Here is a 26498-nt window from a genome sequence, read left to right as displayed (position 1 = left end):
GCTGCTGTCATTTCCGTTTGATCGGGTACAAAAAACCGGCTCTGTAGCCGGTTCGTATAACCGAATATCAAGCAGGCGCTCTAATTCGGTGGCGTAGTTCCGGCCAGAAGAAAGGCGGCAATAGCGGAGAATATCATTCTCAGTAAAGCCACCAGCGCCGGAACACAGCATGAAAACCCGTGCGCGATGCTTTTTAGGGACTGGTTTTATCCGCTCTGGCCAGCGTGGAGTTCGCCCTGACTTGAGGCTTTTTAGTCCTTCAACACCATGTAGAGTAAACCAGTTTACCCATCGTCCAACGGATGAGCGAGCGGCACAGAGCAGTCTGGCGATGAGTCGTCTGGAATGGTTTTTATCGCGTGTTTGTTGGGCTTCTTTACGCATTAGTCGTCGTTCTTCATCAGGGATTGCTGCTATGATCGGCATTGCTCAGTCCGGTTGGTGATTTGTGATGTTTGTCGATTGATCTGATCGCACAACTCGGACTGAGTTCCCTTCAAGTGATCTACTATTTGGCGAAGCTATTTAATCTACGGGCGGTTTCTTCTGGGGTAAGCCATTCTTTTAATCTAAATAACTTTTTCACTACGCTACCTTTTGCGTTATGCCTTGTCGTTGATTGAGCCAGGCAGTAAGGCTTCCCGCTTTTCACCCCGTCGAGTTAGGCTCAATCTGTTCGGCTAATTTGCCTTTCTGATAGGCGTCACGTTGTAATCTTCGCCATGTTCCAGAGCCACCAGCAGGTTAGCCCACAGAGTTAATGCCGCCTTGCGTTCGTCGAAATACTGGTAACGGTTATAAATCCCCTCAACGCCTTTTATCCGGTGATTCAGGCAACGTTCAGCTACCACGGGATCGACACCTAGCGCGGCCAGATGAGTACGGGCCGTGCGCCGGAAATCGTGAATAGTGAAATTAGGCACTTCAGGCATTGCCGCCCGTACTTTCACCAGCGCGACGGGTAGTGTGCTTTCCTGAATATGCGGAATCATGCGGTTTTGCATCTTTCTGGCTGGAAGAACCCATGCGCTATTGCATGAAAATGAATGAAGTTCTCTCAACCATTCAAGCGCTGGTGGAGGAAGGGGGATATCTATTGGATCACCATTTTTACTGCGTTCTTCTGGTAAATGCCAGATAGCGCCATCTAAATCGAATTCTTCCCAACGTGCTGCGCACAGTTCCATTTTGCGTACACACAGTGTTAGCAATAATTTAAAGGTAAGCTCATTCTGGCGGCTGAATCCCTTTGCTTTCCGCATTGCCTGAAACAGTTGGATAAGTTCATCGCGGGTGAGCCATCGCTCACGAGCTATCTCTTTGCCGCCTGCGTCTGATACTTCAAAGGCTGAACACGGGTTTATTTCTAAAGCGTGCCGTTTAATCCCATAGTCGAATATGCGACGTGTCCAGCGCAGAACGTCCGTTGCTATGGTTGGCGCTCCGCGATCGACGATGCCTTTTAGCATGTCATCAATATGGCGCGGTTTAACGTCCTCGACCTTCATGTGACCAATGCAAGGGTTTATGTCCTTGTCGATACGGCGGCGTAAAATGTCGGGATGTTTCCAGCGGGGCAGAATCTGACGTTCAAAGTATTCAGCGGCCAGTGCTGATACTTTCAGCGCGTGTTTCTCTGCGTCGATCTTTGCTAATGCTTCGGTTTTTCGCTCTTGTTTTTCTCCGGCAACGTCATAACCCAGCGCAACGCGGGCGGATAGCTCTTTAGCGGTTTCTCTGGCTTTTGACAGTGATAACTCTGAATACGAGCCAATCAGCATGGCACGGGACTTGCCAGCGAACTTGTACCGGAAGCGCCAAACAGGCGTTTGATAGTTTTCTCGATAGGAAAGATAAAGCCCGTTGCCGTCCGAGCGCCCCTCAAACCGTTCTCCAGCTTTTATCCATGCCCGTATCTGCATATCTGTGAGCTTTGCCATCGTATCGCCTGAGTCTCAAATAGCGGTGTACACCTAACTATGCACACCTTCTGTCTAGGGGGGCACCCAGGTGTACACGGTAATCATGCGCTTTGTTGCTTCTTCATGATAGCTCATGATAACAAAAAAGCCTGCAATATCGCAGGCTTCTTGGTTTTTTGATAGCGGATGATTTTTCGTGAATCGTTATTCGATATTCTGAATCTGTTCCCGCATTTGCTCGATCAGCACTTTCAACTCAATGGCTGACGCGGTGACGTCGGCGTTGATGGATTTCGAGGCCAGCGTGTTCGACTCGCGGTTGAATTCCTGCATCATGAAGTCGAGGCGGCGGCCGACGGCTTCTTCTTTTTTCAGGATTTTGTAGGTTTCCTTGACGTGAGCGTCGAGGCGGTCGAGTTCTTCGGCGACGTCGACGCGCTGTGCCATCAGTACCAGTTCCTGTTCCAGACGGTTATTTTCCAGCTGTACCTGCGCATCTTCCAGTTTGCTTTGCAGGCGCTCGCGCTGCCATAGCAGAATGTTTGGCATCTGGGCGCGGACTTTGACGACTTCGGCGCTGACGCCAGCCAGGCGCTGTTCGATCAGCGCTTTCAGCGCGTTGCCTTCGCTTTCACGGGCGGCGATGAAGTCATCCAGCGCGCCTTCCAGCGCGGTCAGCAGTTCGGCGCTGATGGCATCCAGATCCTGCTCTTCCGCCGACATCACGCCGGGCCAGCGCAGAATATCAACCGGGTTGATTTCCCCTTCGTCGCTCTGCATTTTGACCCAGTTGGCGGCGTTAACCAGCTGTTTCGCCAACTTTTCGTTCAGAATCAACGCACTTTGCGCGCTCGGGTCGAGTTCAAAACGCAGGTTGCATTCGATTTTGCCACGGGTCAAACGGGCGCGGATGCGCTCACGAGCGACGGGTTCGAGGCTGCGGAATTGTTCCGGTAAACGAAGATAGGTTTCCAGATAGCGCTGGTTAACGGAACGCAGTTCCCAGGCTGCGCTTCCCCAGTTGCCCTTGATTTCTCGGCGGGCGTAAGCGGTCATGCTGCGAATCATTGGTGCATACCTGTAAAGCAAATGATGAGAAAGATTATAGCGTTGAGTCCGCCGCAGGGGATAGAAAAAACCGTCTGCCGTGTAGCGCCTGTCATGAATCAGGCGGCGTTAAGCAAGGCCTCGTTCTGTCGGGCTATCTCACGACAGCGGTTTTTCATCATCTGCTTCAGTTGCAGTGTTGCCTGTGATTGCGGGTTATCACGCCGGCTGATCAGCGTGACTTCAAAAGGCAGCGGCTGGTCGATAGGGACAATCTTGAGCTGATTGGCATAGCGACAGGCGGTAAAGAGATCGACGATACCCGCCCCGCCGCCTGCCAGCACCATATCGGCAATCACCGAGTAGGTTTTGATGTAGAGCGAAGCGGCGGGCTGTAGCGCCTTGTCGCGCAACGCACGATGTACCACCTGACCGAGCGGATCCTGATGCTGCATCATTAGCAGGTTGTTGTTGCACAACCATTCCAGCGAGACGGGGCCGTTTATCGGGCTGTCTTTCGGCAGAAGAGCCACCATCGTGGACTGGAATAGCGGTTCTGCCAGCAGTTCGGACGGCACCTGCTGACCAAAGATCAGCGCGAAATCGAGCTGGTTTTGCAGAATGTTCTGGCACAGCGTGCTGAAGTGTTCGGTGACGAGTTCGACGTTAACCGAGGCCGCCTGCTTATGAAACTCCACCAGCGTCGGTGCCACGATCATCTGCCCGAACGCATGCGCCGCACCCAGCCGTACGGAATGGGCCTTGCTGGTTTTGATTTGTTCGGTGAGGGAACTGATGCTTTGCAGGTGGCTGAAAAGTTCCTGCACTTTCGGGATGAGGCGTAGTCCTTCTTCGGTGGCGACCATTCCCTGAGTGCGACGCTCAAACAGAGAGAAGCCCAGTTGCTGTTCCGCGTGATTTAATACCCGGCTGACGTTGGGCTGAGAGACGTTGAGCAAACGAGCAGCACCGCTGATAGTGCCTGCCTGAACAATGGCCTGGAAGATTTCAATATGGCGTAATCGCATGGTTGCAGGCTCCGGCTGATGCTTTCTGATGAGCATCGTATGAGTAATAACCAAAAGTTCTGCAATTATTACGCCAGGTTATATACCCGTCATACTTCGAGTTGCATGTGCGTTGGCTGCGTTCAGTCACCCGAATTACTTACCTGAGTAAGCTCATCGGGACTCCCTCTCTTGCCGCCTTCCTGAAACTCGAATTATTTAGAGTATAAGGCCGCGATGAATGGCCGATAGATAAGCGATGAGAACACTTTATGCACTATTTTGATGCCCGATAATGGTGCAATGCACCGATATCGGGCGTTTTGGTTCTGTTTCGATGTGCTGGGACGTTAACGATAGATATCGGCGACGGGGGCTTCGCCCACGTAGCCATAGCCGCGGTACATGCCTTCGCTGTTGAACGGCAGAGCGATGTTGCCGGCTTTGTCCACGGCAATCATCCCGCCGCTGCCGTCCATTTGCACGAGTTTCTCCATCACCACGCGATCGCTGGCCTGTTGTAGCGTGAGTCCGGCGTATTCCATCAGCGCCGAGACATCATAGGCGGCGACGGCACGCATAAAGACTTCGCCTGTGCCGGTGCAAGAAACGGCCACCGTCTGGTTATTGGCGTAGCAGCCCGCACCGATAATGGGGCTGTCGCCGACGCGTCCAGCCTGTTTGTTGGTCATACCGCCCGTTGAGGTTGCCGCCGCGAGATTCCCCGCGCTGTCGAGTGCGACTGCACCGACGGTACCGAATTTACGGTCGGGATCGATAGGGTCGTTTTGACCGTCATGATCGAGGATAACGCGGCCTGAACCTGCCTGTGCGTTATGCAGTTGCTGACGGCGTTCCTCGGTGGAGAAAAACGCAGGTTCAACCCTTTCCAGACTGTGCAGCTGTGCAAAGGCTTCCGCGCCGTCGGCGGTAAACATCACATGCGGGCTGGCTTCGAGTACGGTACGAGCCGCCAGAATCGGGTTACGGATATGGCTGACACAACTGACCGCACCAGCATCCAGCGAACGTCCGTCCATGATGCTGGCGTCCAGTTCGTGGGTTTCCGCGTGGGTGAAGACCGAGCCGTGTCCGGCATTGAACAAAGGGCACTCTTCCAGCAGACGGACGGCTTCCGTCACGGCATCCAGCGCGCTGCCGTTTTCGGCCAAAATGCGTTGTCCACTGGCGACAATCTCGGATAGCGCCGCCAGATAGCGTTGCTCTTTTTCAGCGCTCATGGCCGAGCGGGTCAGCGCACCTGCGCCACCGTGGATCACAATCACGGGTTTCGTCATGCGATAAATTCTCTTTTCAAGCGGTTTACGCCCCCGAAATCAGGGGCGGAGAGACTGGAATCAGTTTTGCGTCGTCGCCAGATAGGAAAAGGCGCCCAGCAGGCTGGTGATTTCCCGCATGCTCTGCGCCGTATAACCTACGGTTATGGCATCCAAACGTTCAACGCTTGGCAGCAGACAGAATAGATCGGCCAGTACCGGTTTTGCCACCATCAGTTCGAGACGGTAAGGAGCCTGAATCCGCGAATTCAGCGTACGGTGTGCTTTTTCCACCGCCGCTTTTGCCGCGTCACGAATCACCTGACGCGCCTGTTCGGTGCTGAGGGATTCCGCTGCGTGCTGTGAGATGGCGCGCTTGACGCAAGCGTAGTCGGTATCGGGGTAGTAGCGGGCGATCCAACTCTGGAGCGTGTCGTCGCCGCTGACCAGCCAGAGTGGCGTTTTTTGTTCCACGCCTGCGGCGGCGTAGATGTCGCTCTCGCCCATGATTTCACCGTTGATGCGCACGCGGTAGAAAGCACGACCGTTGATGGTATGCGATAACACACCAAACTCACCCGCCGCGCTGTGGTAGCCAATGAACATCAGGCCATCGAATTGCTGCTGCTCTAATCCTTCTACCATCGAATAGCCGCGCGGTTTGCCTTGTACCAGCCGGGCGCGGGCGTCGATGTTTTCCGCACGCAGATTGACCATCGCCGCGTGGCTGTCAGCGACCACTACTTCTGTTGCGCCACCTGCGAATGCGCCGTCGATGGCGGCATTCACTTCCTGCTCCATCAGGCCGCGTGCCAGTTGGTATTCCGCGGTGCCGGGGCTGCACTGCTCCGGGCGCATCACGCCAGCGATACCTTCAATATCAGCAGAGATAAACACTTTCATCATCAGTTTCCTACGGGAGAATTTACTTATGGATAAAGAGTGGCGGTCAACCGATCCAACGCCTGTGGCAGCGTTGGGCGGTGATGGCCGCGAAAACCGGTCACGGCGTCTGCCTGAAGCATGGCGTCGAGCACCGCGTGTTCGGTGGCGTCGGCGGCGGCGCTTAACAGTGGTTCAAGCTGTGCATCCTCCGGCGGCTGTGGCTGTGGGCTGGTGGAGAAGGCGACGGCGATATCGCCGGAACCGTGTCCCCAGTAGCTGCCGAGCCGTCCTAATCCTGCGCCAGCACGTTTGGCGATGCGCTTGAGCTGACGGGCATCGAGCGGGGCGTCCGTCGCCATGATAATGATGATCGATCCCGCGTCCTGCTGTGGAGCGAGCCCCGGCAGGATGGGGGCGAGGGCGTTCCCCATTTGCACGCCGTCCAGCGTTAGCGAGGAAAGCGTGCCGAAGTTTGCCAGCACCAGTACGCCGAGCGTGGCGTCCAATTCAGGAATCAGACGTGATGCGGTGCCTATGCCGCCTTTCAGGCTAAAGCAGCTCATACCGCGCCCAGCACCGACGCTGCCGCGTGCGAAACTCTCTGCCACATTGTCCAGCGCTTGTCGCGCCATGTGTTCTGTTACCGCCAGCGCCTGAATGTCGTTTAGCCAGCCGTCGTTGCACTCCAGCGCCAGCGGGTTCACCGTCGGCAGCGTGCGACCTAGTTCAGGGTTGCGGGCAATGGCATCGCGCACCAGCGTAGTAAACAGCGTGCCGGTCGCCAGCGTGTTACTGAGCAGGATGGGTGTTTGCAGTTGTCCCAGTTCCTCAATCTGTACCAGTCCGACGGGTTTGGCGAAACCGTTCAGCACCGCCGCGCCGCAGGGCAGGGGCTGGGTGAACAGGTTGTCACCGGGCGGCACAATCGCGGTGACACCGGTTTGCACTTCGCCTGCCGCCAGCGTGCAGTGGCCGACGCGCACGCCTGCCACATCACTGATACTGTTTTGTGGTCCGCTAGCCGAGCGCGGCGTACCCAACTGCCGCGTCGTTTTCCAGCGCTGTAGCAACAGCGCCCGCTGCTGCTGGTGATAGTCGTTTATCTGATGATCGCCGTGCATCGCCTTCCTCAGCTTTTCAGTTTGGGATCGAGCGTATCACGCAGCGCATCCCCGAGCAGGTTAAACGCCAGCACGGTAAAGAAAATCGCCAGACCGGGGAACACGCTGACGTGCCAGGCGCCTGCCATCATCAGGCTGCGGCTCATCGCCAGAATATTGCCCCATTCCGGTACGTCCGGTTCTGGGCCAAGGCCGATGAAGCTCAGCCCTGCCGCCGTCAGGATGCTGGTGCCAATACGCATGGTGAAATAGACGATCACGTTAGGCAGCGTGCCGGGCAGGATATGGCGCATCAGCACGATGCGATCCGGCGCGCCGGCGCAGCGTACCGCTTCCACATAGGCCGCCTGCTTCAGCGACAGCGTAGAGGCACGCACGATGCGGGCGAAGACCGGTACGCTGAAGACCGCGACGGCGATAATCACGTTATTCAAGCCAGGGCCGAGGATGGCGACGACCGCAATAGCCAGCAACATGCCGGGGAAGGCGAACAGCACGTCGGAACCGCGCATGATCAGCGTATCCACCCAGCGGCCGTAGTAGCCTGCCAGCAGGCCGAGCACGATGCCGACCAGCATACCGAGCGTGACGGAAAAGATACCGATGTATAACGAGATGCGTGCGCCGTAGATGATGCGGCTCATCACATCGCGTCCGAGATCGTCAGTACCCATCCAGTGCGCTGCTGAAGGCGGTGAAGCCAGCGCCATCCAGTCAGGCTCCATCGGGTTCCACGGTGCCAGCCAGGGGGCGAAAATCGCAACCAGTACCAGTAGCAGGACAAAGCCGCTGGACACCAGCGCCATCGGGTTACGGATAAAGACCTGAACGAAATCGCGCCACGGCGAACGTATCGTCTCTTCATCAAGCGTGGCTGCGGCCACGACGGGTTCGGAAGGAAGGTTCATCGTGTCTCCTAACGTAGGCGAATCGCCGGATTGACCACCGCGTACAGCAGGTCCACCAACAGGTTAATGACAATAAATTCAAACACGAACAGCATCACCAGCGCCTGAATGACCGGCTGATCCTGTGTCTTGATGGATTCAATGAGCAGCCAGCCCAGACCCGGCCAGCTAAACACGCTTTCAACCACGATGGATCCACCGAGCAGGAAGCCGAATTGCAGCCCGAGCATGGTGATAACCGGAATCAGCGCGTTACGCATCACATGCTTCCAGGTGACCAGCCGATTGCGCAGCCCCTTGGAGCGAGCGGTACGTACGTAGTCTTCCTGCGCGACTTCCAGAAACGCGGAGCGGGTAAAGCGCGCCATAACCGCGGCGACCGATGCCCCGAGCGTCAGCGCGGGCAGAATGATGTCGCTGGGCTGATTAAAGCCGCTGACAGAAAAGACGCCGAACGGCATGGCCACAAATTGAATGAGCAGCAGGCCGAGCCAGAACGGCGGCATGGAAATGCCACCGACGGCGAAGCTCATCAGCGTCCAGTCTTGCCATTTTCCCCGCTTGAGCGCGGACACCACGCCGATCAACAAGCCGAGCAGCACCGACCAGACGAAGCCTGCCAGCGCCAGCCACATGGTGGGCATAAAACTTTTGCTGATAACGTCAATCACCGGCTGCTGGGTGCGGTACGTCACACCCAGATCGCCGCTGAACAGGCCGCCGAGCCAATGGACATACTGCTGCGGCAGCGGGTCGTTCAACCCTAGCTGCTGACGGGCGGCTTCCACCGCCTCAATCGTTGCGTCAGCGCCTGCGTAAATACGTGCCGGGTCACCCGGCAACAGCTTGATAAAACCGAACACTAACAGGGAGACCACCAGTAGAACCGGGATCATTTCCAGCAAACGTCGGACGATATAAGCAAACATGGCGTTCTATATGAACGCATCCCGTTTGCAAGGCTTCCGTTGTGTTGACGTTGACGGATAGGTCGCAGCTCTATATCCGGCCTTGTTGCAGCCTGTGCCGCGGGCCTCGATGAGATTCGCCGACTTGCTCCTTATTCTCCTGGCGGGCTTTATGCCCGACACGCCATTCAGGTTTAGCAAGTCCCGGTCTTACCTGTCGTCGTCATCACGCTGGCTGCCCTCGCAACCTTTCCGCATTCATCCTTTTGTTAAGGGTTAATGGTTTTCAGCATCCACTGTTAATACGGCCTGATGCTGACGTAATCTTTCCGGTACTCCCGTTCGTGCGCCGCCACCGCCCACACCGTGCGCGCCAGTTTGTTGGCCATCGCCACCACCGCCACGCTGGTCGGTCTGCGTTTCTTCAGCTCTGTTATCCACGGCCCAGGCTCCTTACTTAGCAACGATGCCGCCCGTGCCCCGTGGATAAACAGCGTACGCAGGTAGGTGTCACCGCGTTTGCTTATCCCCAGCAGGCGAACCTTGCCGCCAGTGCCGGTCTGTTTCGGGACGAGTCCGACATAGGCCGCGAACTCCCGTCCCGACCGGAACGCATGAGCCTCGCCCATCGTAGCCACCGCCGCCGTGGCTATCAGTGGCCCTACGCCGGGTATAGCCATCAGCCGTCGGCAGGTCTCGTTCTGTTTCGCCAGCGCCATCAGTTGTTGCTCCATGCCGTTAATCTGAGCATCCAGCTCACTCAACCGACGGTGCTGCTCTTCAATCTGGGCGATGAGGAACAGCGGCAGGCGGTTTTTCAGCCTCTCCAGCGCCACGGGCAGAGCTTTGTCCAGCGCGGTACGTCCTTTGCGTACTGTTTCACCAAATTCGAGCAGTAAGCCATGCAGGGCATTGGTCTGCGCGGTGCGGAACTTCACCCACTGGCGGCGCATGCGATGCAGTGCCAGAACGGCCTGCTGCTCTTCGCTCTTTACGGCTATCCCCCGTCCCGGTTGCTGGACCGCCATCCATATGGCGCGGGAGTCCATGACGTCGTTCTTGTTGCCCATAAGGAACGCTTTGACGAATTTCGCCTGAAGCAGGCGAACCTGATGACCGAGTTTTTTCAACTCCCGGGCCCAGTGCTGAGAGCCACCACAGGCTTCCATACCAATCAGGCAGGGCTCACGGTTGCTGAAGAAGGTCAGAACATCCTGACGTCTCAGCTGTTTATCCACCACTTCGCCGCTATGTTTGTCGATGCAGTGAACCTGAATCAGGTGTTTTGCGATATCAACGCCAACAGGGGTATAGTTATTCATGTGTGGAGTCTCCAGTCAGGGGAACGATGAGTATCCCGTTATAGGTACGATGATGCCGGAAATCTGCGAGGCTCCACACCCCGCCTTTCAGCCTCTGTGCTACTCGTCAAATAGTTGGGATGCGTTCATCTCATTCTCCCTGACCGATTACTTAAATTCAGCCTGATCGAAGATCAGCGAGCCATCTGCCAGCATGTACACGCCATCGAGGTTCTTGGTTTTACCGACGATGTTGTCCGGTGTACCCAGGAAGACCACTGGCGCATCCTGCCAAATCTGACGCTGTGCGTCGGCATAAGCGGCGGCACGTTTGTCGGCGTCGGCGGTAGCCAGACCGGCGGTGATCGCTTTATCTGCTACCGGGTTGCTGTAGTAAGAGACGTTATACGCAACGGGAACCCAGGACTCGGTGGCGAACAGCGGACGCAGCGCCCAGTCGGCATCACCGGTAGACGGAGACCAGCCGTTGTAGAACAGGTCAAATTCGGCATCTTTCGGATCTTTTACGCCAAACAGTTTGGCGTTGCGCATCCCTGAATCCATCGGCGTGACGGTAACTTTGACGCCAACCTGCTCTAGCTGCTGTTTGAAGAACTGTGCGCTACGGATGTAGTCGGTGCGGTTCGTTGTCCACAGTTTCAGGCTCAGGCCGTTGGCGTAGCCCGCTTCTTTCAGCAGCGCTTTGGCTTTTTCTGGGTTGTAGGTGTAGTTCGGTAAGCTTTGGCGTGCGAAGAACTGGACGTCCGGCGCCATTGCAGAGGTAGCAGGAACACCCATGCCAGCGAAGCCGACTTTTAACCAGATGTCGCGGTTGATGGCGTAGTTGAGCGCCTGACGCACGCGGATATCGTTAAGCGGCGGGCGCAGGTTGTTCATCGCCAGCCAGAATTGATAAATACTCGCGTCGCGCTGAATCGCCAGCTTGCTGTCGCTTTGTACGGTCGCAATCAGGTCGGAAGGCAGCGGATACACGGCATCGACCTGGCCGGATTTCAGGGATGCCACGCGGGTGGAATCTTCCGGCGTCGGGTAGAAGGTCACGCTGTCGACTTTCGGCCAGCCTTTCTGCCAGTAGTTGTCGAATTTCACCAGCTTCACGTCTTTACCCTGCTGCCATTCGGTGAATTTGAACGGCCCCGTACCGACCGGGTGCACGCGCAGTTGTGCTTCATCTGGGTATTTCTTGAGTGCTTCCGGGCTATGCATGACGGCGGATGGGTGCGCCAGGGTGTTCACAAAGGCACCGAAAGATTTGTTCAGCTCGATTTTGACCTGCGTTGGCGACAGCACGGTGACGCTCTGCACCATGTTAAACAGGCTGTTGCGCTTCAGGCCTTTGCTCTGATCGGCAAGACGATCAAGGTTGGCTTTAACGGCATCGGCGTTGAACGGCGCGCCGTCCTGGAAGGTGATGCCTTCGCGCAGGGTAACGACGAATTCAGTCGCCGTGTCGTTGCTGGTATAGCCCGTCGCCAGACGTGGCACCAGCTTCATTTTATTATCGAACTGGAACAGACGCTCGAAGATGCCGCTCTGAATGGAGTAGCTCAGCGTGTCCGAGGTGTCGTGCGGGTCGAGCCCGGTGATATCGGCATAGATGGAAATACGAAGGTCTTGCGCCTGGGCAACAGCCGCCAGACACAGTGAGAGCCCGAGGGCAACGGCAGAGCGACGAACGAATGGCTTCATGGTTTCTCTCCTGGTCAGCAATGAACGTGTGTTGTGTTTTATAAAAACGTTGTGTTTTATGGCTATTTTTTGTGGCTATTTTCTTGTCATGACGTCGTGTTTCAGGCTGCCGATTCGTTGTCGGCAACCCAGTGCTGCGGCGCGACCTCTCGGTAGCGCGTTTTGGCGACGGCCTCACCTGCTTTACGCAAAGGAGAGGGGATTTCACTGTCGTCAAACTGGCGTGTGCCGCGACGCGTTGGGTCGGCAATGGGAACCGAGGCCAACAGGCGGCGGGTATACGGGTGTTGCGGGTCGTTAAACACCGACTGGCGCGGGCCGATCTCCACAATCTGGCCGAGGTACATCACCGCGACGCGGTTGGCGATACGCTCGACAACGGCCATATCGTGCGAGATGAAAATCCACGACACGCCGGTTTTCTTTTGGAGGTCCATCATCAGGTTGACGACCTGCGCCTGAATGGACACATCAAGCGCCGACACGGCTTCATCAGCAATGATGACCTGCGGTTGTAGCGCCATCGCACGGGCAATCGCGATGCGTTGACGCTGCCCGCCGGAAAATTCGTGTGGATAACGGCGCGCGTGCTCAGGCAGCAAACCAACGCTTTTCAACAGCGCTTGTACCTGTGGCGTCGCTTCTTCCAGCGATTTCACCAGCCCGTGCAGCAGCAGCGGTTCGGCGATGGTGAAGCCGACCGTCAGGCGTGGGTTGAGTGAGGCATACGGATCCTGGAACACCATCTGCATTTCCCGACGCAGCGGCTGGAAATCACGCTCTTTCATCTGGGAAATTTCGTTGCCCTGAAAATGGATGCTCTCAGCTTCGCTTTGTACCAGACGCAGAAGGGCGCGCCCGGTGGTGGACTTGCCGCAGCCACTTTCCCCGACGATAGCCAGCGTTTCGCCCGGCCAGACGTTGAAATCGATTTGCTCGACCGCATGAACATGGTGGGTTACGGTGGATAAAATCCCGCTGCGCATGGGGTAATACACCCGCAGCCCGCGAATATCCAACAGCGGTTCGGCATCATAGCGCGCGGTGACTTGTTCACTATTTTCCGGGTCGGCAGCCTGCCCCAATAAAGGAAAACGCTTCGGCCAGAGGCTATCGCGCATGTCGCCCAGTTTCGGTACGGCGGCTAGCAGTGATTGGGTATACGGGTGTTGTGGTGCAGCGAAAATCTGCTCGACGGAACCTTGTTCCACGATCTCGCCGCGATACATCACCACCACACGATCGGCGATTTCCGCCACCACGCCCATATCGTGCGTAATAAACAGCACCGCCATGTCGCTCTGTTGTTGCAGGTCACGCAGGATTTGCAGAATGCGCGCCTGCACGGTGACATCCAGCGCGGTGGTCGGTTCATCGGCAATGAGCAGTTGCGGATCGCAGGCCAGCGCCTGTGCGATCATCACACGCTGGCGCATCCCACCGGACAGCGAGTGTGGGTAGCTTTTCATCACGCGATCGACGTCCGCGATGCGCACCTTGTGCAGCAGTTCACGGGCTTTCTGGTCCGCGCTGGCGGCATCGCAGAGCTTATGGTCAAGCAGCGCTTCGGTGAGCTGGTCGCCAACTTTCAGCACCGGATTGAGCGAGGTCATCGGTTCCTGAAAAATCATGGCGAGATCGCGGCCGCGCAGCTTGCGGCGTGCTTCCGCTTTCATGCTCAACAGGTCATGCTGCTGACCGTCGCGTGCGGTAAAACGGAGTGCGCCGCGTTCGATGTTGGCAGAGTCCGCCAGCAGCCCCATCACGGTGAGTGACGTCACGGACTTGCCTGAACCACTTTCGCCGACCACGGCGACGACTTCCCCTTTATTCACGGTAAAGGAAATGCCTTTTAGCGCCTGATGCGTGCCGGAACGGCCACTAAAGCTGACGCTCAGATCGTCGATTTCCAGTACAGGTCTGGGGGCGTTACCGGGTGCTGTGGCGGCACCCGCGTGCATGATATCCGTCATGGTCACTCCGGTTGATGGTGTAGTTAATTACGTCAATTGTTAATTGCGTCATAGCCAGATTCGGCCAAGGTTATAGGTCAGATAAGGCGAGCTGTCAGCGGCCAGCCAAATAGGGCCGTCGAGATCGACATGTTCAGCATCGGCTGCGACAGGCAGGGCGGCTTCCATCGCCATTGATGAGCCCAGCGTGCAGCCGACCATAATGCGCAGTCCGTGAAAGTGAGCCTCACGCACCATTGCCAGTGCTTCGGTCAGTCCGCCGCATTTGTCCAGCTTGATGTTGATCATGTCGTAACGACGGCGTAACCCGACGATGTCACCGCTGTGGCGGCAGCTTTCATCCGCACAGATGGGAATCGGGTGGGAAAAACGCTGCAAATCTTCGTCCTTACCGACAGGAAGCGGTTGCTCGATCATGGCGACCTGATAAGGCAGCAGGGCTGTGGACAGGCTATGTAAATCCAGTCCGCTCCAGCTTGCTCTTGCGTCGATAATCAATTTGGCGTTGGGCGCGGCGGCACGAATGGCGGCGACTTTCTCCAGAATCAGTTCGCGATCCAGTTTAATTTTCAGCAGCAGGGCGCCGTGGGAAACAGCATTGGATGCGGCGGCGGCCATTTTCTCCACGCTATCAAGCGCCAACGTTTGCGCACAGACCACGGATGTAGGGGGATAAATGCCAAGACGCTGCCACAGCGTTTGTTTTTCCAATGCGGTGTTGAGTCGCCACAGCGCGCAGTCCAATGCATTTCTGGCCGCACCTGGCGCTAAGTCTTTCTGGAGTTGTTCGATGGTCAGGCCGTGTTCTATTGCCTCACGGATCGCTGAGAGCTGGCGACATACGCTGTCGGCGGACTCGCCATAATGGGCGACAGGCGTACATTCACCTTGTCCAATAAATCCTTTTTCTTCTAGCGCGACACGGATAACGGTAACCGCGCGACGCGTACCGTTCTCAGCCGCCATAGGACGGGCTAGTGGCAGATTGACGGTTTCAATTTGCATATGCCGCATCATGATTTTTTTCTCATCAACGCTCAGGGGATGAACGGACTATTTCATGATGCATCATCACTGACGAATACTTGTTCATCAGTAGGGTATAACCTCAGGTTATACCCTACGTTCAAGGTATGGCTTTCTGGTTGCGCTTTGCCGCAACGCGCAGGATTTCGTGTATAATACGCGCCAGTTTTCATTGACCCGCCGGAGATGAGCCATGCGCCCAACAGGCCGAAGTGCACAGCAAGTACGCCCCCTCAAATTAACCCGTCATTACACGAAACACGCCGAAGGTTCCGTTTTGGTCGAATTTGGCGACACCAAAGTGTTATGCAATGCCACGGTAGAAGAGGGTGTCCCGCGCTTTCTGAAAGGCCAGGGGCAAGGATGGGTCACCGCCGAATACGGCATGCTGCCGCGTGCGACGCACAGCCGCAACGCCCGCGAAGCCGCTAAAGGCAAACAGGGCGGGCGCACGCTGGAGATTCAGCGCCTGATTGCGCGCTCCCTGCGTGCGGCAATCGACCTGAAAGTGCTCGGCGAATACACTATTACGCTCGACTGCGACGTCTTGCAGGCGGACGGCGGTACGCGTACGGCGTCTATCACTGGTGCCTGCGTGGCGCTGGCCGATGCGCTGAACCAAATGGTTGCCAACGGCAAGCTGAAGAAGAACCCGATGAAAGGTATGGTCGCGGCGGTTTCCGTCGGTATCGTTAATGGCGAAGCGCTGTGCGATCTGGAATACGTGGAAGATTCCGCCGCTGAAACCGACATGAATGTGGTGATGACCGAAGATGGCCGCATGATTGAAGTGCAGGGGACTGCCGAAGGCGAGCCGTTCAGCCACGAAGAATTACTCACCCTACTGGCTCTGGCCCGAGGGGGAATCGAGACCATCGTTCAGGCGCAGAAAGCGGCCTTAATTGATTGATTTTATAAGCGACCAATGGGTCGCTTTTTTTATATTCGTAAGACGAGGAGATGCCGTAATGAAAGCCTACCAGCGCCAGTTTATTGAGTTTGCACTCAGCAAGCAGGTATTGAAGTTCGGCGAATTTACCCTGAAATCCGGGCGCATCAGCCCCTATTTCTTCAATGCCGGGCTGTTTAATACCGGGCGCGATCTGGCCTTACTGGGGCGTTTTTATGCCGAAGCGCTGGTTGATTCCGGTGTAGAGTTCGACCTGCTGTTCGGGCCGGCTTACAAAGGCATTCCGATTGCTACCACCGCTGCGGTAGCGCTGGCAGAACATCACGATCGCGACCTGCCATACTGCTTTAACCGCAAAGAAGCCAAAGATCACGGCGAGGGCGGTAGTCTGGTCGGCAGCCCATTACAGGGCCGCGTGATGCTGGTGGATGACGTAATTACGGCAGGAACGGCGATTCGCGAGTCTATGGCGATCATCAGTGCACATGGGGCGACGCTGGCGGGTGTGATGATTGCGCTGGATCGTCAGGAACGCGGTCGTGCTGATTTATCCGCGATTCAGGAAGTTGAACGCGACTATCAGTGCAAGGTGATTTCGATTATTACGCTGAAGGATTTGATTACTTATCTGGCGGAAAAACCGGATATGGCGGCGCATCTGGATGCGGTGAAAGCCTATCGTGAGCAGTACGGGATTTAACGTTGTGAGTCACGAACCCGCCAGAGATGTCTGGCGGGTAAAAGCGGTGTTTAGTTCAGTTGGGCGGCTAACAGCGGCCAACGGGTGTCGAATTCCTGCGTCGGGCGATAGCGGAATTCAGAGCGAATAAAGCGCGACAGCATCCCTTCACAAAATGCCAGCAACTGGCTGGCCAACAGCGTTTCGTCATGCTGAAAACCTTGTCCGCCGCGCAGCTTATGCTCGCGTAACACCTGACGTAGCTGCGATTCAATACGCTCAAACAACTGGTTGATGCGATCCTGCAAGCGGTCCTGTTCAAACATCAGCGCGTGGCCGGTCATGATGCGAGTCAGACCCGGATTCCGTTCCGCAAACCCCAAAATAAGCAGCAAAATCAGACGAAGACGATTAAACGTTTCTTTTTCGTCTTGCAGAATCAGGTTAATGCGGGTGGTCAGGCTATCCTCAATAAATTCAATCAGGCTATCAAACATCCGCGTTTTACTGGGGAAATGCCGGTAGAGTGCCGCTTCGGACACGCCAACGTTCGCAGCCAGTTTTGCCGTGGTGATGCGTTGGCTGCCGTCGCTGGATTCCAGCATCTGTGCCAGCGCCTGCAAAATTTCCTCGCGGCGGTTCCTTTTCGTACTTTCTTTTTCTGCCATGTCTGAAAAGACCCTTGCTAAATATTTGACTGACAAGCACCCGGTAGCGCCACAGTCGCCATTTCTTTTTGGATAGATAGGCGCTGTGGCTTATAGGAATTTTTTACACTATGGGGTGGCTGGAGCGCGTTAGCTACGGCCGGAGTGGCCGAAGCCGCCTTCTCCACGTTCGCTGCCGACGAAATCGTTGACCAGATTAAATTCGGCCTGAACGACGGGCACAAAGACCATCTGCGCGATGCGCTCGCCAGGCTCAACCGTAAATGCTTGTTGACCACGATTCCAGACGGACACCATCAGTTGCCCCTGATAGTCCGAATCAATCAGCCCAACCAGATTCCCCAGTACCACGCCATGCTTGTGGCCCAGCCCAGAACGAGGAAGGATCACCGCCGCGAGTCCGGTATCGGCAATGTGAATCGCCAGTCCGGTTGGGATTAGCGTAGTTTCCCCTGCTTTGAGTTCAATCGCCTGATCCAGACAGGCACGCAGATCGAGCCCGGCAGAACCCGGTGTCGCATAGGTTGGTAACGGAAATTGCTGCCCAACGCGTGGGTCAACAATCTTAACGTCGATTTTTTTCATCATAACGGCTGATAATCTCGTCGATTAATTTTTGGCCAAGAAGACGTTTGTCACACTGTGGCAACGGTACGTCTCCTCCTTGCCAAAAAAGGTGTAACGCATTGGTTTCACTGTTAAAACCATGCCCGGAAAGAGAGACGTTGTTCGCGCAAATCAGGTCCAGCTTTTTACGCGCCAGTTTTTGCCGGGCGTATTCTTCCACATTCTGGGTTTCGGCAGCAAACCCGACAACATAAGGACGATTTTTCGTCATGGCGGCGACACCGGCGATAATATCTGGATTTTTAACCAGAGTGAGAGTCATTTCATCGCCCTGCTGGTTCTGTTTTTTAATCTTCTCATCGGCGATATGTTTGGCGCGATAGTCAGCAACCGCCGCGCAGCCGATCACAATGTGCTGCTGGGCCGCGTGTTCCATTACCGCGTGCTCCATCTCCAACGCGCTGCCGACATCAATACGTGTGACGCCCTGCGGCGTGGCGAGTGACACCGGACCGCTCACCAGTGTGACTTTCGCGCCACGAGCTGCCGCGGCCTGCGCGATAGCAAAGCCCATTTTCCCGGAGCTGTGATTGGTGATAAAGCGAACCGGGTCCAGCGCTTCTCTCGTCGGCCCGGCGGTGACCAGAATGTTCAGATGTTGCAGATCGTTGATGGCAGAAAAATGACGCTGCGCCAGCCCAACAACTTCCAGCGGGTCGATCATACGGCCTGGCCCAACATCGCCACACGCCTGGCTACCGCTATCCGGTCCCCAGATCGGCAAACCCCGAGCGGCCAGCGTGCGCAGGTTGTCTTGCGTGGGCTCTGCGCGGTACATCTGCTGATTCATCGCAGGGACAACGGCGATGGGGGCAGAGGTCGCCAGACAAAGGGTGGTCAGCAGGTCGTTCGCCATACCGGCTGCGACGCGAGCGATCAGATCGGCGGTGGCCGGAGCGAGAATGACTAAATCAGCCCATTTCCCCAGTTCAATGTGGCCCATTGAGGCTTCCGCCGCGGGGTCAAGCAGGTCGTCTGATACCGGATAACCGGAGACAGCTTGTAGCGTCAGCGGAGTGATGAAAGCTTTAGCGGCAGATGTCATGACAACCCGTACGTCGGCTCCGGCATCGCGCAGGCGCCGTACCAGTTCCGGGCACTTGTACGCGGCGATGCCGCCGCTGATACCCAGCACGATTCGTTTGCCGACGAGTGCATTCAGGCTGGAAAATTCCGTCATCATCATGGTCCGATTGAAAGTCAGAAGATGTGCCATTTTACCATAACCTTGCAGCCAGATAGGAATCTTAAGGTTGTCGCGACTGTTTACCTAAGAAGATTGCGAAGCGCTTCGCAGCCTTTTATCGCCGCGATCGTCCTGTTTTTACGGGCGTGACATGATGCCATCGAGCGGTATAGGGAGAGGGTGATGGGTTGGGAAAAGGGATTGGCACCGCGTGAAAAACTGGTGCGTTTAGGGGCTGAATCGCTGACGGATGCGGAACTGTTGGCGATTTTTTTACGCACAGGGTTGCCAGGCGTGCATGTGATGCAGCTGGCGGAAGCGTTGTTGGCGCAATTCGGGTCGTTATATCAGCTGATGACAGCCGATCAATCCGCATTTCATACCGCCAAAGGCGTAGGAATATCGAAATATACGCAAATCAAGGCGATTGCAGAGCTGTCGCGTAGGTTGTTTTTTTCTCGTCTGGCGAAAGAGGATGCGATGCTGAACCCTCAGGCGACAGGCCAGTATTTGCAGTTGCTCTTGTCTCGGCGCGAGCGTGAGGTCTTTTTAGTCCTGTTTTTAGACAATCAGCATCACGTTATTCGCCATCAGGAGATGTTTGTTGGTACGATTAACAGCGTGGAAGTACACCCGCGTGAAATTGTGCGTGAAGCGCTAAAGGCAAATGCCGCGGCGTTGATTTTGGCGCATAATCACCCGTCGGGAAAAGCGGAGCCGAGTCAGGCGGATCGTGCGATAACCGAACAGATTGTTAAAGCCTGTCAGTTAATGGAGATCCGCGTGCTCGATCATTTGGTTATTGGGCATGGCGAATACGTTTCTTTTGCCGAACGCGGCTGGATTTAACAGATATTTCCGCGATCCAGTGGGATCTTTAGCTGTTCGGGACTTGAGCACTTACGCTTCAGAGCGTATACTACGCCACCTTTGAGAATCTTGGGTGTGGCGTTAAGAGCCTATCTCAGCAGGTTTATCCTGATGACAGAGTCTTTTCAGTGAAGTTGCTGAGATGGGCTCTAAAGCCTGACGAGGCGGCCAAACCCTATACGAAGCTCGAGCTGATTTGATTTTTGGAGAATAGACATGTCCCGAGTCTGCCAAGTTACTGGCAAGCGTCCGGTGGCCGGGAACAACCGTTCCCACGCACTGAATGCGACCAAACGCCGTTTTCTGCCGAACCTGCATTCACACCGTTTCTGGGTTGAAGGCGAGAAGCGCTTTGTAACACTGCGTGTATCTGCTAAAGGTATGCGTGTTATTGATAAGAAGGGTATTGAGACGGTTCTGGCCGATCTGCGTGCCCGTGGTGAAAAGTATTAAGGAACTGAATCATGGCTAAGGGTGTTCGCGAGAAGATCAAGCTGGTTTCTTCTGCTGGTACTGGTCACTTCTATACCACTACGAAGAACAAACGTACTAAACCGGAAAAATTGGAACTGAAGAAATTCGATCCAGTTGTTCGTCAGCACGTTGTCTACAAAGAAGCTAAAATTAAGTAATTTCTGCTTCTTGATAAAACCCGGCCTTGGTCGGGTTTTTTTTCGCCATTTGCCAGCCAGCGTGTCGATTTGGTTTAACTGTTTTGTGGTAAATACTGCGGGTAAAATACGTCAGGCGTTACGCTGTTTCCGTTGTGTCCTCTGTCTTGCTGCCTGTCACAGAGGGTATCCTGTCGTTTATGAAAATGTTGTTTATGCTAATCTAGCCACCTTTATCAGGAGACGTACATGCCTGAATTACCTGAGGTTGAAACCAGTCGTCGGGGGATTTCACCCTATCTTGTCGATCATACCATTCTGTATGCTGAGGTCAGGAATACGCGCCTGCGCTGGCCGGTATCGGCTGAGATCCTCTCGCTGAGCGATGAGCCGGTGCTCAGCGTGCGTCGGCGGGCAAAATACCTGCTGATTGAACTGACTCGCGGCTGGATTATTGTGCATCTCGGCATGTCGGGCAGCCTGCGGGTACTGCCGGAATATAGCGAGCCGGAGAAACACGATCATGTTGATTTGGTGATGGACAGTGGCAAAGTGCTGCGTTACACCGATCCCCGGCGCTTTGGCGCCTGGCTGTGGACGGATAATCCAGAAACCTGCTCGGTATTGGCGCATCTGGGGCCGGAGCCGTTAGAGGCGGAATTCTCTGCGGACTATCTCTATCAGTCCTCGCGCGGTAAAAAAGCGGCAATCAAACAGTGGATTATGGATAACAAAGTGGTGGTTGGCGTAGGCAATATCTATGCGAGCGAATCGCTGTTTGCTGCGGGTATCCACCCTGACAGAGCCGCCGGATCGTTAAATGAAAACGATGCAGCCGTATTAGTGAACGTGATTAAACAGGTGCTACAGCTTTCGATTGAGCAAGGTGGAACGACGCTGCGCGACTTTTTGCAGTCAGACGGTAAGCCCGGCTATTTCGCTCAGGAACTGCGAGTCTATGGCCGCAATGGTGAACCTTGCCGGACATGTGGGACGCCGATCGAAACCGCGAAACACGGGCAACGCAGTACATTTTTCTGTCGCCGCTGCCAGAAGTAATACTATTTTTCAGTTTTTACAGCCTAAATATAAAAAATCTCAGAGGGCATTATGAGTCGTGTGGATATTAGCGTCATTGTTCCTATCTATAACTGCGAAGAGTTTATCGAGCCTCTTTTTTCGTCGTTGCTTGCCCAGGATAATGTCTCTTTTGAAATTATTGCGGTCAATGATGGTTCCACGGATGACAGCCTTGTGAAATTGAATGAGATAGGCAAGTCGACTACAAATCTGATTATTATAAGTCAGGAAAATAGAGGATTATCTGAAGCGAGAAATACGGGGATTCAGCACGCGAATGGTGAATGGATCGCATTTGTTGATGGCGATGATTGGTTGGAAAAAGACACGCTATCGACGTGGTTCGAAAAAGCGAAGGAACAGCGTCTTGATTTATTGATAGGTAACGGTTTTAAGTTTAGCGAAAGCCCTGAGCGAGAAATAAAAGAGCCTCTTCAGACCAAACAACCATGGGGTGAGGTAACCAGCGGAGACGAGTGGATCATTCGTAGTGTAAAAAATAACGAATGGTGCCACTTTGCTTGGTTGCAGCTAATACGCCGCGATATCATTTTACTGAATAAGTTAAAATTTATTCCAGGCATGATGCATGAAGACATTCTATGGACGGCGAATTTAGCGTTGGTAGCCAAGCGAGTCGGTTTCTGTGAAAAAATGGGTTATGGCTATCGCGTTGGCAATACGAATTCGATCACAAAATCATCATCCATTGAGAAAATAACACGTAGAGCAAACAGCTATATTGATATCATGCAGGGGCTGATTTCTCTCGCGGTTCAGAACAAAGATAACGCTACTTTAAATAAAGCGTTAATTCGTCATGCTAACCGAGAGAGTCGCCATTTTTTTGGTATGTTGCGTAAAAAAATATCATCGCCTGATATCCGGAAACCATTAGCCCAAAAATTTCTTGCTACGGGGATTGGTTGGAATTTATTTAAGGGGATGGGCTCATTGAATGATTTTTGGTATGCCGTACGTTTCAATTTTACGGTTTACCTCTATTCAACGAAAAAATGATGCCTCTATATCGTCTTTGATAGTTTGCTTTGCAACGCACTAACGATGGCATCGGGTAAGAAATGTGATACGTCACCGCCGTGACGAGCGACTTCTTTGACTAGGGAAGATGAAATAAACGACCACTCTTCCGATGGCATCAGAAAAACGCTTTCGAGCGTAGGCATCAGGTGATGATTCATTTTCGCGAGCTGGAGTTCATATTCGAAATCGGCAACGGCTCGCAAACCGCGTACGAGGATAGTGGCGTTTTGCTGCTGTGCGAAGTGTGCCATGAGATCGCTGAAGCCGATAACGTCGACATTCGATAAATGCTGTGTCGCCCCTTTTGCCAGCGCCACGCGTTCATCCAGTGTGAAAAGCGTGCGCTTACTTGGACTGGCGGCGATGGCCAGTACCACATGATCGAACAGCCGTGATGCACGCGTCAGTAAATCCAAGTGACCATTGGTTAATGGATCGAACGTTCCAGGATAAATCGCTTTGGTTGTCATCACGTTAGCCCTTCATTCACTGTCTCAGTAGCGATTTTACTGCGTCCGCTGGGGCAAATAAGGTTCCAGGAGCGTAAGCAGCATCTGTAGTGCGCCCTGGTTTTGGTGTAACACTTCCACGGCATGTCGACCATAGTAGAGACGATAGTCTTCGTCAGCGAGCAGTTTCCCTACTTCTTTTCCAAGCGAGTCTGCATCGGTCACGGTAATCAATCCGTCGGCCTGATCTAGCTTGTTACAGATGTCTTTGAAATTGAACGTGTGTGGCCCCATCAATACCGGAATAGCATGGGCTGCGGCTTCTAGTGGATTATGCCCGCCTCGTTCAACCAAACTTCCACCGACAAAAGCCAGATCGGCGATGCCGTACAACAGCATCAGCTCACCCATGGTGTCCCCAATCACGACCTGAGTGCTGGCTGAAGGCTGTTCACCACTGCTGCGCAGCGTGTAGGTGAATCCCAGATTTTCCGCCAATGATTGAGTGGTGGCGAAACGTTCCGGATGGCGAGGCACAAGAATCAGTAATAAATCAGGGTAGGTACTAAGCAACTGCCTGTGAGCGGCCAGAACGATCGCTTCTTCGCCTTCGTGTGTACTGGTGGCGATCCATACCGGGCGGCGTGGTGCCCATTGTCGGCGTAATGTCACCGCTCGTGCCGCCAGTTCCGGTGTCACGGAAATATCAAATTTAAGACTGCCAGTTACTTTCAGGCTTGAGCGCTTCAGGCCAAGATCGATAAATCGATTCCCGTCTTCCTGATTCTGTGCGGCAACGAGGGTGATGCGCTGCAAGATATGGCGCATTAGCTTCCCTATTTTCTTATAACCCGCCGCAGATCGCTCTGACAGCCTTGCGTTTGCAATAACCAGCGGAATGTCACGTTTATGCAGCTCTGCAATTAGGTTTGGCCATAGCTCTGTTTCCATAATGATGACGATTTTCGGACGAACCTGGTCAAAAAAGCGTTTCAGAGCACTGGGCAAATCATAAGGCAGGTAAACGTGATAGACCGTATCACCAAAAGCGGAGCGTACGCGCTCAGAGCCAGTTGGTGTCATGGTGGTTACTGTGATCGGCAGATTGGGGTAACGATGGCGCAGAGCCCTTACTAAGGGAATGGCAGCCAGCGTTTCACCCACCGACACCGAATGCAGCATGATACCGTCTGGTTTAACCTTCTCTGCACAAAAGCCGTAACGTTCACCCCAGCGCCGACGATAGGCGGGTGCTTTGCGGCCACGAAGCCACAGGCGAAGCCAAATCAACGGTTGGATGAGATACAGGATAATGGTGTAGAGAGTTTGTAGCATAAGGTTTACTGTTATCGGTTATCGCTGGGGTGATTTTATCGGGTTCGTGAGGATAAGGCTATTTGTAAAACGGGTGTTGTTTATTCCTCAGCCGATTTTCCTAAAAATCGCTGGCAGATGCACGCAATTTTCGCAGGCATTGAATCTAATACGGGAAACGGACAACCGAACAAGACAGAAGAGCCAACTATAATCCACACTCACCTTACTTATGAGACGTTTGTATCTATTTTGAGTTTTTGCGTAAGATACGTTTCATTTTTCTTATAACACCTTTGCTTTCATTAATAATATTTTTCTTTAGTCGTTGCAGTGGATAAATAAAAAATAACCATAATCGATAATATAATTTATCTTTTCCTTCCAGAATAACAATGGAGTCTTTTAATTTGCTGTAATGGTTTCTATTAAATTTATTTATTATCTCGTTGGTAACATTACGGTATTTAAATCCGATGTTCCGATGGTTTTCTTCATGATGGAAAAAATCGGTTTTCTTGATTTTTTCAATGCCAATGGAAAATGGAATTGGGCCTGTAGTATTTAATACGCCTTTCATTCCTACACCATAAATCCAAGGTTTGTAAATTTTTAATCTATGAATAACTTCGTCTATTACAGATTTGATATAAGGAGACCTGGGTACTGAGGTTATGTTCCATTGTTGATATTCCCCACATTTTAAGAAACCCAACTCTTTGTGTATCCCCATGTTTTTATCACAACCACACGCTTTATTGTCCCAACTGCATAGCAATATCTCACAATCTTCTGCAATGGCATCATTAAGTGGGTTCAAACACGAGCTTTTAATATCGAGGTAAACACCGCCTTCGATATAAATCAATAAATAGCGAAATAAATCAGCCCTAGCTGCACCATACTTTGGTTCGATGCTTAAATAGAGATTCAGCATCTCTTTTCCATAATGCTTGTCTATATATTCAATTATTCTTTTTTCATCATAAAAAAAGTATTCCCACGTTGGATTCATCTCTTTTAATTGTTCTATAGATACTAAAATTTCTTCAGGCAGTTTATTTATGCCTTTTGTGTATATTTGATGAATCTTCTTAGGTATTTTCATTGCTGTATCGTCCTTGGTGTAAAATTAAAACTTATTCGAAAAAATAATATTTATGATAATTTTTATTTTTTATTATTCAGTGACCATAAATAAGTATACTTATTAAATGTATATTGAGCGTTAACAAATGCGAGCAGTAATCCTTGTTTTCCATCTAAAAAACCACATTTTAATATCCAGGTTTTTAAAAATGAAAAAATAGTATGAGTGAAAATAGAGGTATAGTTACACGATTTACCTTTTTCATAACGCTCTTTTGCCCATACTGAAGCGTAGCGTAACTGTTTTTCCTGAAATGCTGAAAAATCACGACAGGTCAAATGTTTAAGGTCTCCAGATAGGTGCTGGATAGGTGCGTCGCCACAATTCAATGATTCATGCACGCGGTTGTCATTATATTTATAGCGCTGGTTGGCATAGAGTCGAATGACTTTATCGGGATACCAACCGCTATGCTTCATAAAGCGGCCAAGAAAGAGATTTCGCCGAGCGCAAGAGTAAATGATTTTATCATCTAGGTTGGGTTTGGATAACACGCGTTCAATTGATTGATGCAGTTCGGGAGTAATTCTTTCGTCAGCATCAATAAAGAATATATAGTCTCCGCTGGCATAACCCTGTGCACGCTGCCTTTGTTTACCATACCCCGGCCAGTCATCGTGTTGATAGACTTTTGCGCCATATCGATGTGCGATCTCTACAGTGTTATCTGTACTGCCAGAATCGACTAAAATGATTTCATCTGCCCAGCCAACAGATTGCAGGCACTCTTCTATTAGTTCGGATTCATTTTTTGTGATTATTATTATGGATAATTTTTTATTCATACTACACCTATGATGTAAGTTACTCTTGATTTTTTCATTG

The 26498-nt window shown here is 53.2% G+C and carries 26 protein-coding genes and 1 pseudogene; 7 read left to right on the top strand and 20 right to left on the bottom strand.

From position 1 onward, the window contains the following. Positions 1–216 precede the first annotated feature (216 nt). The 13 genes and pseudogenes from O1Q74_RS19415 to ycjG all read right to left on the bottom strand — a co-directional run. Positions 217–426: pseudogene (locus tag O1Q74_RS19415) on the bottom strand (IS630 family transposase); the annotation flags it as partial. A gap of 254 nt (positions 427–680) precedes the next feature. Continuing rightward, positions 681–1940, bottom strand: coding sequence for a tyrosine-type recombinase/integrase (locus O1Q74_RS19410; protein ID WP_271875114.1), 1260 nt, complete (start codon positions 1938–1940; stop codon positions 681–683). 186 nt (positions 1941–2126) lie between these two features. Continuing rightward, positions 2127–2990: a YicC/YloC family endoribonuclease gene (locus tag O1Q74_RS19405; RefSeq protein ID WP_039278589.1), complete on the bottom strand. Its 864-nt coding sequence runs from the start codon at positions 2988–2990 to the stop codon at positions 2127–2129. Positions 2991–3088: 98 nt separating this feature from the next. Further along, positions 3089–3997: a LysR family transcriptional regulator gene (locus O1Q74_RS19400; protein ID WP_271875113.1), complete on the bottom strand. Its 909-nt coding sequence runs from the start codon at positions 3995–3997 to the stop codon at positions 3089–3091. A 329-nt stretch (positions 3998–4326) separates the two neighbouring features. Then, positions 4327–5274, bottom strand: a complete 948-nt coding sequence (locus O1Q74_RS19395) for an isoaspartyl peptidase/L-asparaginase family protein (protein ID WP_271875112.1) — start codon at positions 5272–5274, stop codon at positions 4327–4329. 60 nt (positions 5275–5334) lie between these two features. Beyond that, positions 5335–6156, bottom strand: coding sequence for a M55 family metallopeptidase (locus O1Q74_RS19390; protein ID WP_271878998.1), 822 nt, complete (start codon positions 6154–6156; stop codon positions 5335–5337). Positions 6157–6182: 26 nt separating this feature from the next. Next, positions 6183–7259 carry a DmpA family aminopeptidase gene (locus O1Q74_RS19385; RefSeq protein WP_442953109.1) on the bottom strand — a complete coding sequence of 359 codons (1077 nt, stop codon included), beginning with the start codon at positions 7257–7259 and terminating at the stop codon, positions 6183–6185. Positions 7260–7267: 8 nt separating this feature from the next. Continuing rightward, a complete protein-coding gene (locus O1Q74_RS19380; protein ID WP_039347894.1) occupies positions 7268–8167 on the bottom strand; it encodes an ABC transporter permease subunit in 900 nt (299 codons plus the stop codon). Between the two features lie 8 nt (positions 8168–8175). Beyond that, on the bottom strand, positions 8176–9096 hold the full coding sequence (locus O1Q74_RS19375) for an ABC transporter permease (RefSeq protein WP_014913740.1): 921 nt from the start codon (positions 9094–9096) through the stop codon (positions 8176–8178). A gap of 278 nt (positions 9097–9374) precedes the next feature. Then, positions 9375–10397 carry an IS110 family transposase gene (locus tag O1Q74_RS19370; protein WP_271875111.1) on the bottom strand — a complete coding sequence of 341 codons (1023 nt, stop codon included), beginning with the start codon at positions 10395–10397 and terminating at the stop codon, positions 9375–9377. Positions 10398–10544: 147 nt separating this feature from the next. Beyond that, a complete protein-coding gene (locus tag O1Q74_RS19365) occupies positions 10545–12086 on the bottom strand; it encodes a glutathione ABC transporter substrate-binding protein (RefSeq protein WP_271875110.1) in 1542 nt (513 codons plus the stop codon). A 101-nt stretch (positions 12087–12187) separates the two neighbouring features. Next, positions 12188–14059 carry an ABC transporter ATP-binding protein gene (locus O1Q74_RS19360; protein WP_271875109.1) on the bottom strand — a complete coding sequence of 624 codons (1872 nt, stop codon included), beginning with the start codon at positions 14057–14059 and terminating at the stop codon, positions 12188–12190. A gap of 48 nt (positions 14060–14107) precedes the next feature. After that, positions 14108–15073 carry an L-Ala-D/L-Glu epimerase gene (gene ycjG, locus O1Q74_RS19355; protein ID WP_271878994.1) on the bottom strand — a complete coding sequence of 322 codons (966 nt, stop codon included), beginning with the start codon at positions 15071–15073 and terminating at the stop codon, positions 14108–14110. 205 nt (positions 15074–15278) lie between these two features. On the opposite strand from ycjG, the gene rph reads away from it, so the two are divergent. Together rph and pyrE are read left to right on the top strand one after the other, a co-directional pair. After that, entirely contained in the window at positions 15279–15995 is a 717-nt protein-coding gene (gene rph, locus O1Q74_RS19350; RefSeq protein WP_271875108.1) for a ribonuclease PH, read from the top strand. 58 nt (positions 15996–16053) lie between these two features. Continuing rightward, positions 16054–16695: an orotate phosphoribosyltransferase gene (gene pyrE / locus O1Q74_RS19345; RefSeq protein WP_271875107.1), complete on the top strand. Its 642-nt coding sequence runs from the start codon at positions 16054–16056 to the stop codon at positions 16693–16695. A gap of 50 nt (positions 16696–16745) precedes the next feature. Here the strand turns inward: pyrE and slmA are convergent, their stop codons facing one another. From slmA to coaBC, 3 genes are all read right to left on the bottom strand, one after another. Then, positions 16746–17342, bottom strand: a complete 597-nt coding sequence (slmA, locus tag O1Q74_RS19340) for a nucleoid occlusion factor SlmA (protein ID WP_271875106.1) — start codon at positions 17340–17342, stop codon at positions 16746–16748. Between the two features lie 129 nt (positions 17343–17471). Then, a complete protein-coding gene (gene dut, locus O1Q74_RS19335) occupies positions 17472–17930 on the bottom strand; it encodes a dUTP diphosphatase (RefSeq protein ID WP_271875105.1) in 459 nt (152 codons plus the stop codon). Further along, complete coding sequence (gene coaBC, locus O1Q74_RS19330; RefSeq protein ID WP_442953108.1) at positions 17908–19185, bottom strand: bifunctional phosphopantothenoylcysteine decarboxylase/phosphopantothenate--cysteine ligase CoaBC; 1278 nt, start codon at positions 19183–19185, stop codon at positions 17908–17910. The genes dut and coaBC overlap by 23 nt, the downstream gene beginning before the upstream one ends. Before the next feature lie 153 nt (positions 19186–19338). Between coaBC and radC the strand changes: the two genes are divergently transcribed. The 5 genes from radC to O1Q74_RS19305 all read left to right on the top strand — a co-directional run bounded on the left by radC (position 19339) and on the right by O1Q74_RS19305 (position 22736). After that, positions 19339–20004, top strand: a complete 666-nt coding sequence (gene radC, locus O1Q74_RS19325; RefSeq protein ID WP_271875104.1) for a RadC family protein — start codon at positions 19339–19341, stop codon at positions 20002–20004. A gap of 237 nt (positions 20005–20241) precedes the next feature. Next, the gene (rpmB, locus tag O1Q74_RS19320) at positions 20242–20478 is read left to right on the top strand and encodes a 50S ribosomal protein L28 (RefSeq protein ID WP_005967968.1); all 237 of its coding nucleotides are present in this window, start codon (positions 20242–20244) and stop codon (positions 20476–20478) included. Positions 20479–20489: 11 nt separating this feature from the next. Continuing rightward, complete coding sequence (gene rpmG, locus O1Q74_RS19315) at positions 20490–20657, top strand: 50S ribosomal protein L33 (RefSeq protein ID WP_002442576.1); 168 nt, start codon at positions 20490–20492, stop codon at positions 20655–20657. Between the two features lie 228 nt (positions 20658–20885). Further along, positions 20886–21695, top strand: coding sequence for a bifunctional DNA-formamidopyrimidine glycosylase/DNA-(apurinic or apyrimidinic site) lyase (gene mutM, locus O1Q74_RS19310; RefSeq protein WP_271875103.1), 810 nt, complete (start codon positions 20886–20888; stop codon positions 21693–21695). Positions 21696–21746: 51 nt separating this feature from the next. Further along, positions 21747–22736 (top strand): glycosyltransferase, encoded by a 990-nt coding sequence (locus O1Q74_RS19305; protein ID WP_271875102.1) that lies wholly within the window; start codon positions 21747–21749, stop codon positions 22734–22736. 5 nt (positions 22737–22741) lie between these two features. Here the strand turns inward: O1Q74_RS19305 and coaD are convergent, their stop codons facing one another. The 4 genes from coaD to O1Q74_RS19285 all read right to left on the bottom strand — a co-directional run bounded on the left by coaD (position 22742) and on the right by O1Q74_RS19285 (position 26458). Further along, positions 22742–23230 (bottom strand): pantetheine-phosphate adenylyltransferase, encoded by a 489-nt coding sequence (gene coaD, locus O1Q74_RS19300; protein WP_271878990.1) that lies wholly within the window; start codon positions 23228–23230, stop codon positions 22742–22744. 36 nt (positions 23231–23266) lie between these two features. Continuing rightward, the gene (gene waaA / locus O1Q74_RS19295) at positions 23267–24544 is read right to left on the bottom strand and encodes a lipid IV(A) 3-deoxy-D-manno-octulosonic acid transferase (RefSeq protein ID WP_271875101.1); all 1278 of its coding nucleotides are present in this window, start codon (positions 24542–24544) and stop codon (positions 23267–23269) included. Between the two features lie 226 nt (positions 24545–24770). Continuing rightward, the gene (locus O1Q74_RS19290; protein ID WP_271875100.1) at positions 24771–25631 is read right to left on the bottom strand and encodes a glycosyltransferase family 32 protein; all 861 of its coding nucleotides are present in this window, start codon (positions 25629–25631) and stop codon (positions 24771–24773) included. Positions 25632–25693: 62 nt separating this feature from the next. After that, entirely contained in the window at positions 25694–26458 is a 765-nt protein-coding gene (locus tag O1Q74_RS19285) for a glycosyltransferase family 2 protein (protein ID WP_258883510.1), read from the bottom strand. Positions 26459–26498 lie beyond the last annotated feature (40 nt).

It is taken from the genome of Pectobacterium sp. A5351, from assembly GCF_028335745.1.
GTDB lineage: Bacteria > Pseudomonadota > Gammaproteobacteria > Enterobacterales > Enterobacteriaceae > Pectobacterium.
Note: the sequence above shows the minus strand (reverse complement) of the source record. Positions and strands in the feature narration are given on the sequence as shown.

Bases quoted from the DNA above. Each gene is read 5' to 3' on its own strand.
- O1Q74_RS19410 (WP_271875114.1), bottom strand. From the start codon at position 1,940: ATGGCAAAGCTCACAGATATGCAGATACGGGCATGGATAAAAGCTGGA.
- O1Q74_RS19405 (WP_039278589.1), bottom strand. From the start codon at position 2,990: ATGATTCGCAGCATGACCGCTTACGCCCGCCGAGAAATCAAGGGCAAC.
- O1Q74_RS19400 (WP_271875113.1), bottom strand. From the start codon at position 3,997: ATGCGATTACGCCATATTGAAATCTTCCAGGCCATTGTTCAGGCAGGC.
- O1Q74_RS19395 (WP_271875112.1), bottom strand. From the start codon at position 5,274: ATGACGAAACCCGTGATTGTGATCCACGGTGGCGCAGGTGCGCTGACC.
- O1Q74_RS19390 (WP_271878998.1), bottom strand. From the start codon at position 6,156: ATGAAAGTGTTTATCTCTGCTGATATTGAAGGTATCGCTGGCGTGATG.
- O1Q74_RS19385 (WP_442953109.1), bottom strand. From the start codon at position 7,259: ATGCACGGCGATCATCAGATAAACGACTATCACCAGCAGCAGCGGGCG.
- O1Q74_RS19380 (WP_039347894.1), bottom strand. From the start codon at position 8,167: ATGAACCTTCCTTCCGAACCCGTCGTGGCCGCAGCCACGCTTGATGAA.
- O1Q74_RS19375 (WP_014913740.1), bottom strand. From the start codon at position 9,096: ATGTTTGCTTATATCGTCCGACGTTTGCTGGAAATGATCCCGGTTCTA.
- O1Q74_RS19370 (WP_271875111.1), bottom strand. From the start codon at position 10,397: ATGAATAACTATACCCCTGTTGGCGTTGATATCGCAAAACACCTGATT.
- O1Q74_RS19365 (WP_271875110.1), bottom strand. From the start codon at position 12,086: ATGAAGCCATTCGTTCGTCGCTCTGCCGTTGCCCTCGGGCTCTCACTG.
- O1Q74_RS19360 (WP_271875109.1), bottom strand. From the start codon at position 14,059: ATGACGGATATCATGCACGCGGGTGCCGCCACAGCACCCGGTAACGCC.
- ycjG (WP_271878994.1), bottom strand. From the start codon at position 15,073: ATGCGGCATATGCAAATTGAAACCGTCAATCTGCCACTAGCCCGTCCT.
- rph (WP_271875108.1), top strand. From the start codon at position 15,279: ATGCGCCCAACAGGCCGAAGTGCACAGCAAGTACGCCCCCTCAAATTA.
- pyrE (WP_271875107.1), top strand. From the start codon at position 16,054: ATGAAAGCCTACCAGCGCCAGTTTATTGAGTTTGCACTCAGCAAGCAG.
- slmA (WP_271875106.1), bottom strand. From the start codon at position 17,342: ATGGCAGAAAAAGAAAGTACGAAAAGGAACCGCCGCGAGGAAATTTTG.
- dut (WP_271875105.1), bottom strand. From the start codon at position 17,930: ATGATGAAAAAAATCGACGTTAAGATTGTTGACCCACGCGTTGGGCAG.
- coaBC (WP_442953108.1), bottom strand. From the start codon at position 19,185: ATGGCACATCTTCTGACTTTCAATCGGACCATGATGATGACGGAATTT.
- radC (WP_271875104.1), top strand. From the start codon at position 19,339: ATGGGTTGGGAAAAGGGATTGGCACCGCGTGAAAAACTGGTGCGTTTA.
- rpmB (WP_005967968.1), top strand. From the start codon at position 20,242: ATGTCCCGAGTCTGCCAAGTTACTGGCAAGCGTCCGGTGGCCGGGAAC.
- rpmG (WP_002442576.1), top strand. From the start codon at position 20,490: ATGGCTAAGGGTGTTCGCGAGAAGATCAAGCTGGTTTCTTCTGCTGGT.
- mutM (WP_271875103.1), top strand. From the start codon at position 20,886: ATGCCTGAATTACCTGAGGTTGAAACCAGTCGTCGGGGGATTTCACCC.
- O1Q74_RS19305 (WP_271875102.1), top strand. From the start codon at position 21,747: ATGAGTCGTGTGGATATTAGCGTCATTGTTCCTATCTATAACTGCGAA.
- coaD (WP_271878990.1), bottom strand. From the start codon at position 23,230: ATGACAACCAAAGCGATTTATCCTGGAACGTTCGATCCATTAACCAAT.
- waaA (WP_271875101.1), bottom strand. From the start codon at position 24,544: ATGCTACAAACTCTCTACACCATTATCCTGTATCTCATCCAACCGTTG.
- O1Q74_RS19290 (WP_271875100.1), bottom strand. From the start codon at position 25,631: ATGAAAATACCTAAGAAGATTCATCAAATATACACAAAAGGCATAAAT.
- O1Q74_RS19285 (WP_258883510.1), bottom strand. From the start codon at position 26,458: ATGAATAAAAAATTATCCATAATAATAATCACAAAAAATGAATCCGAA.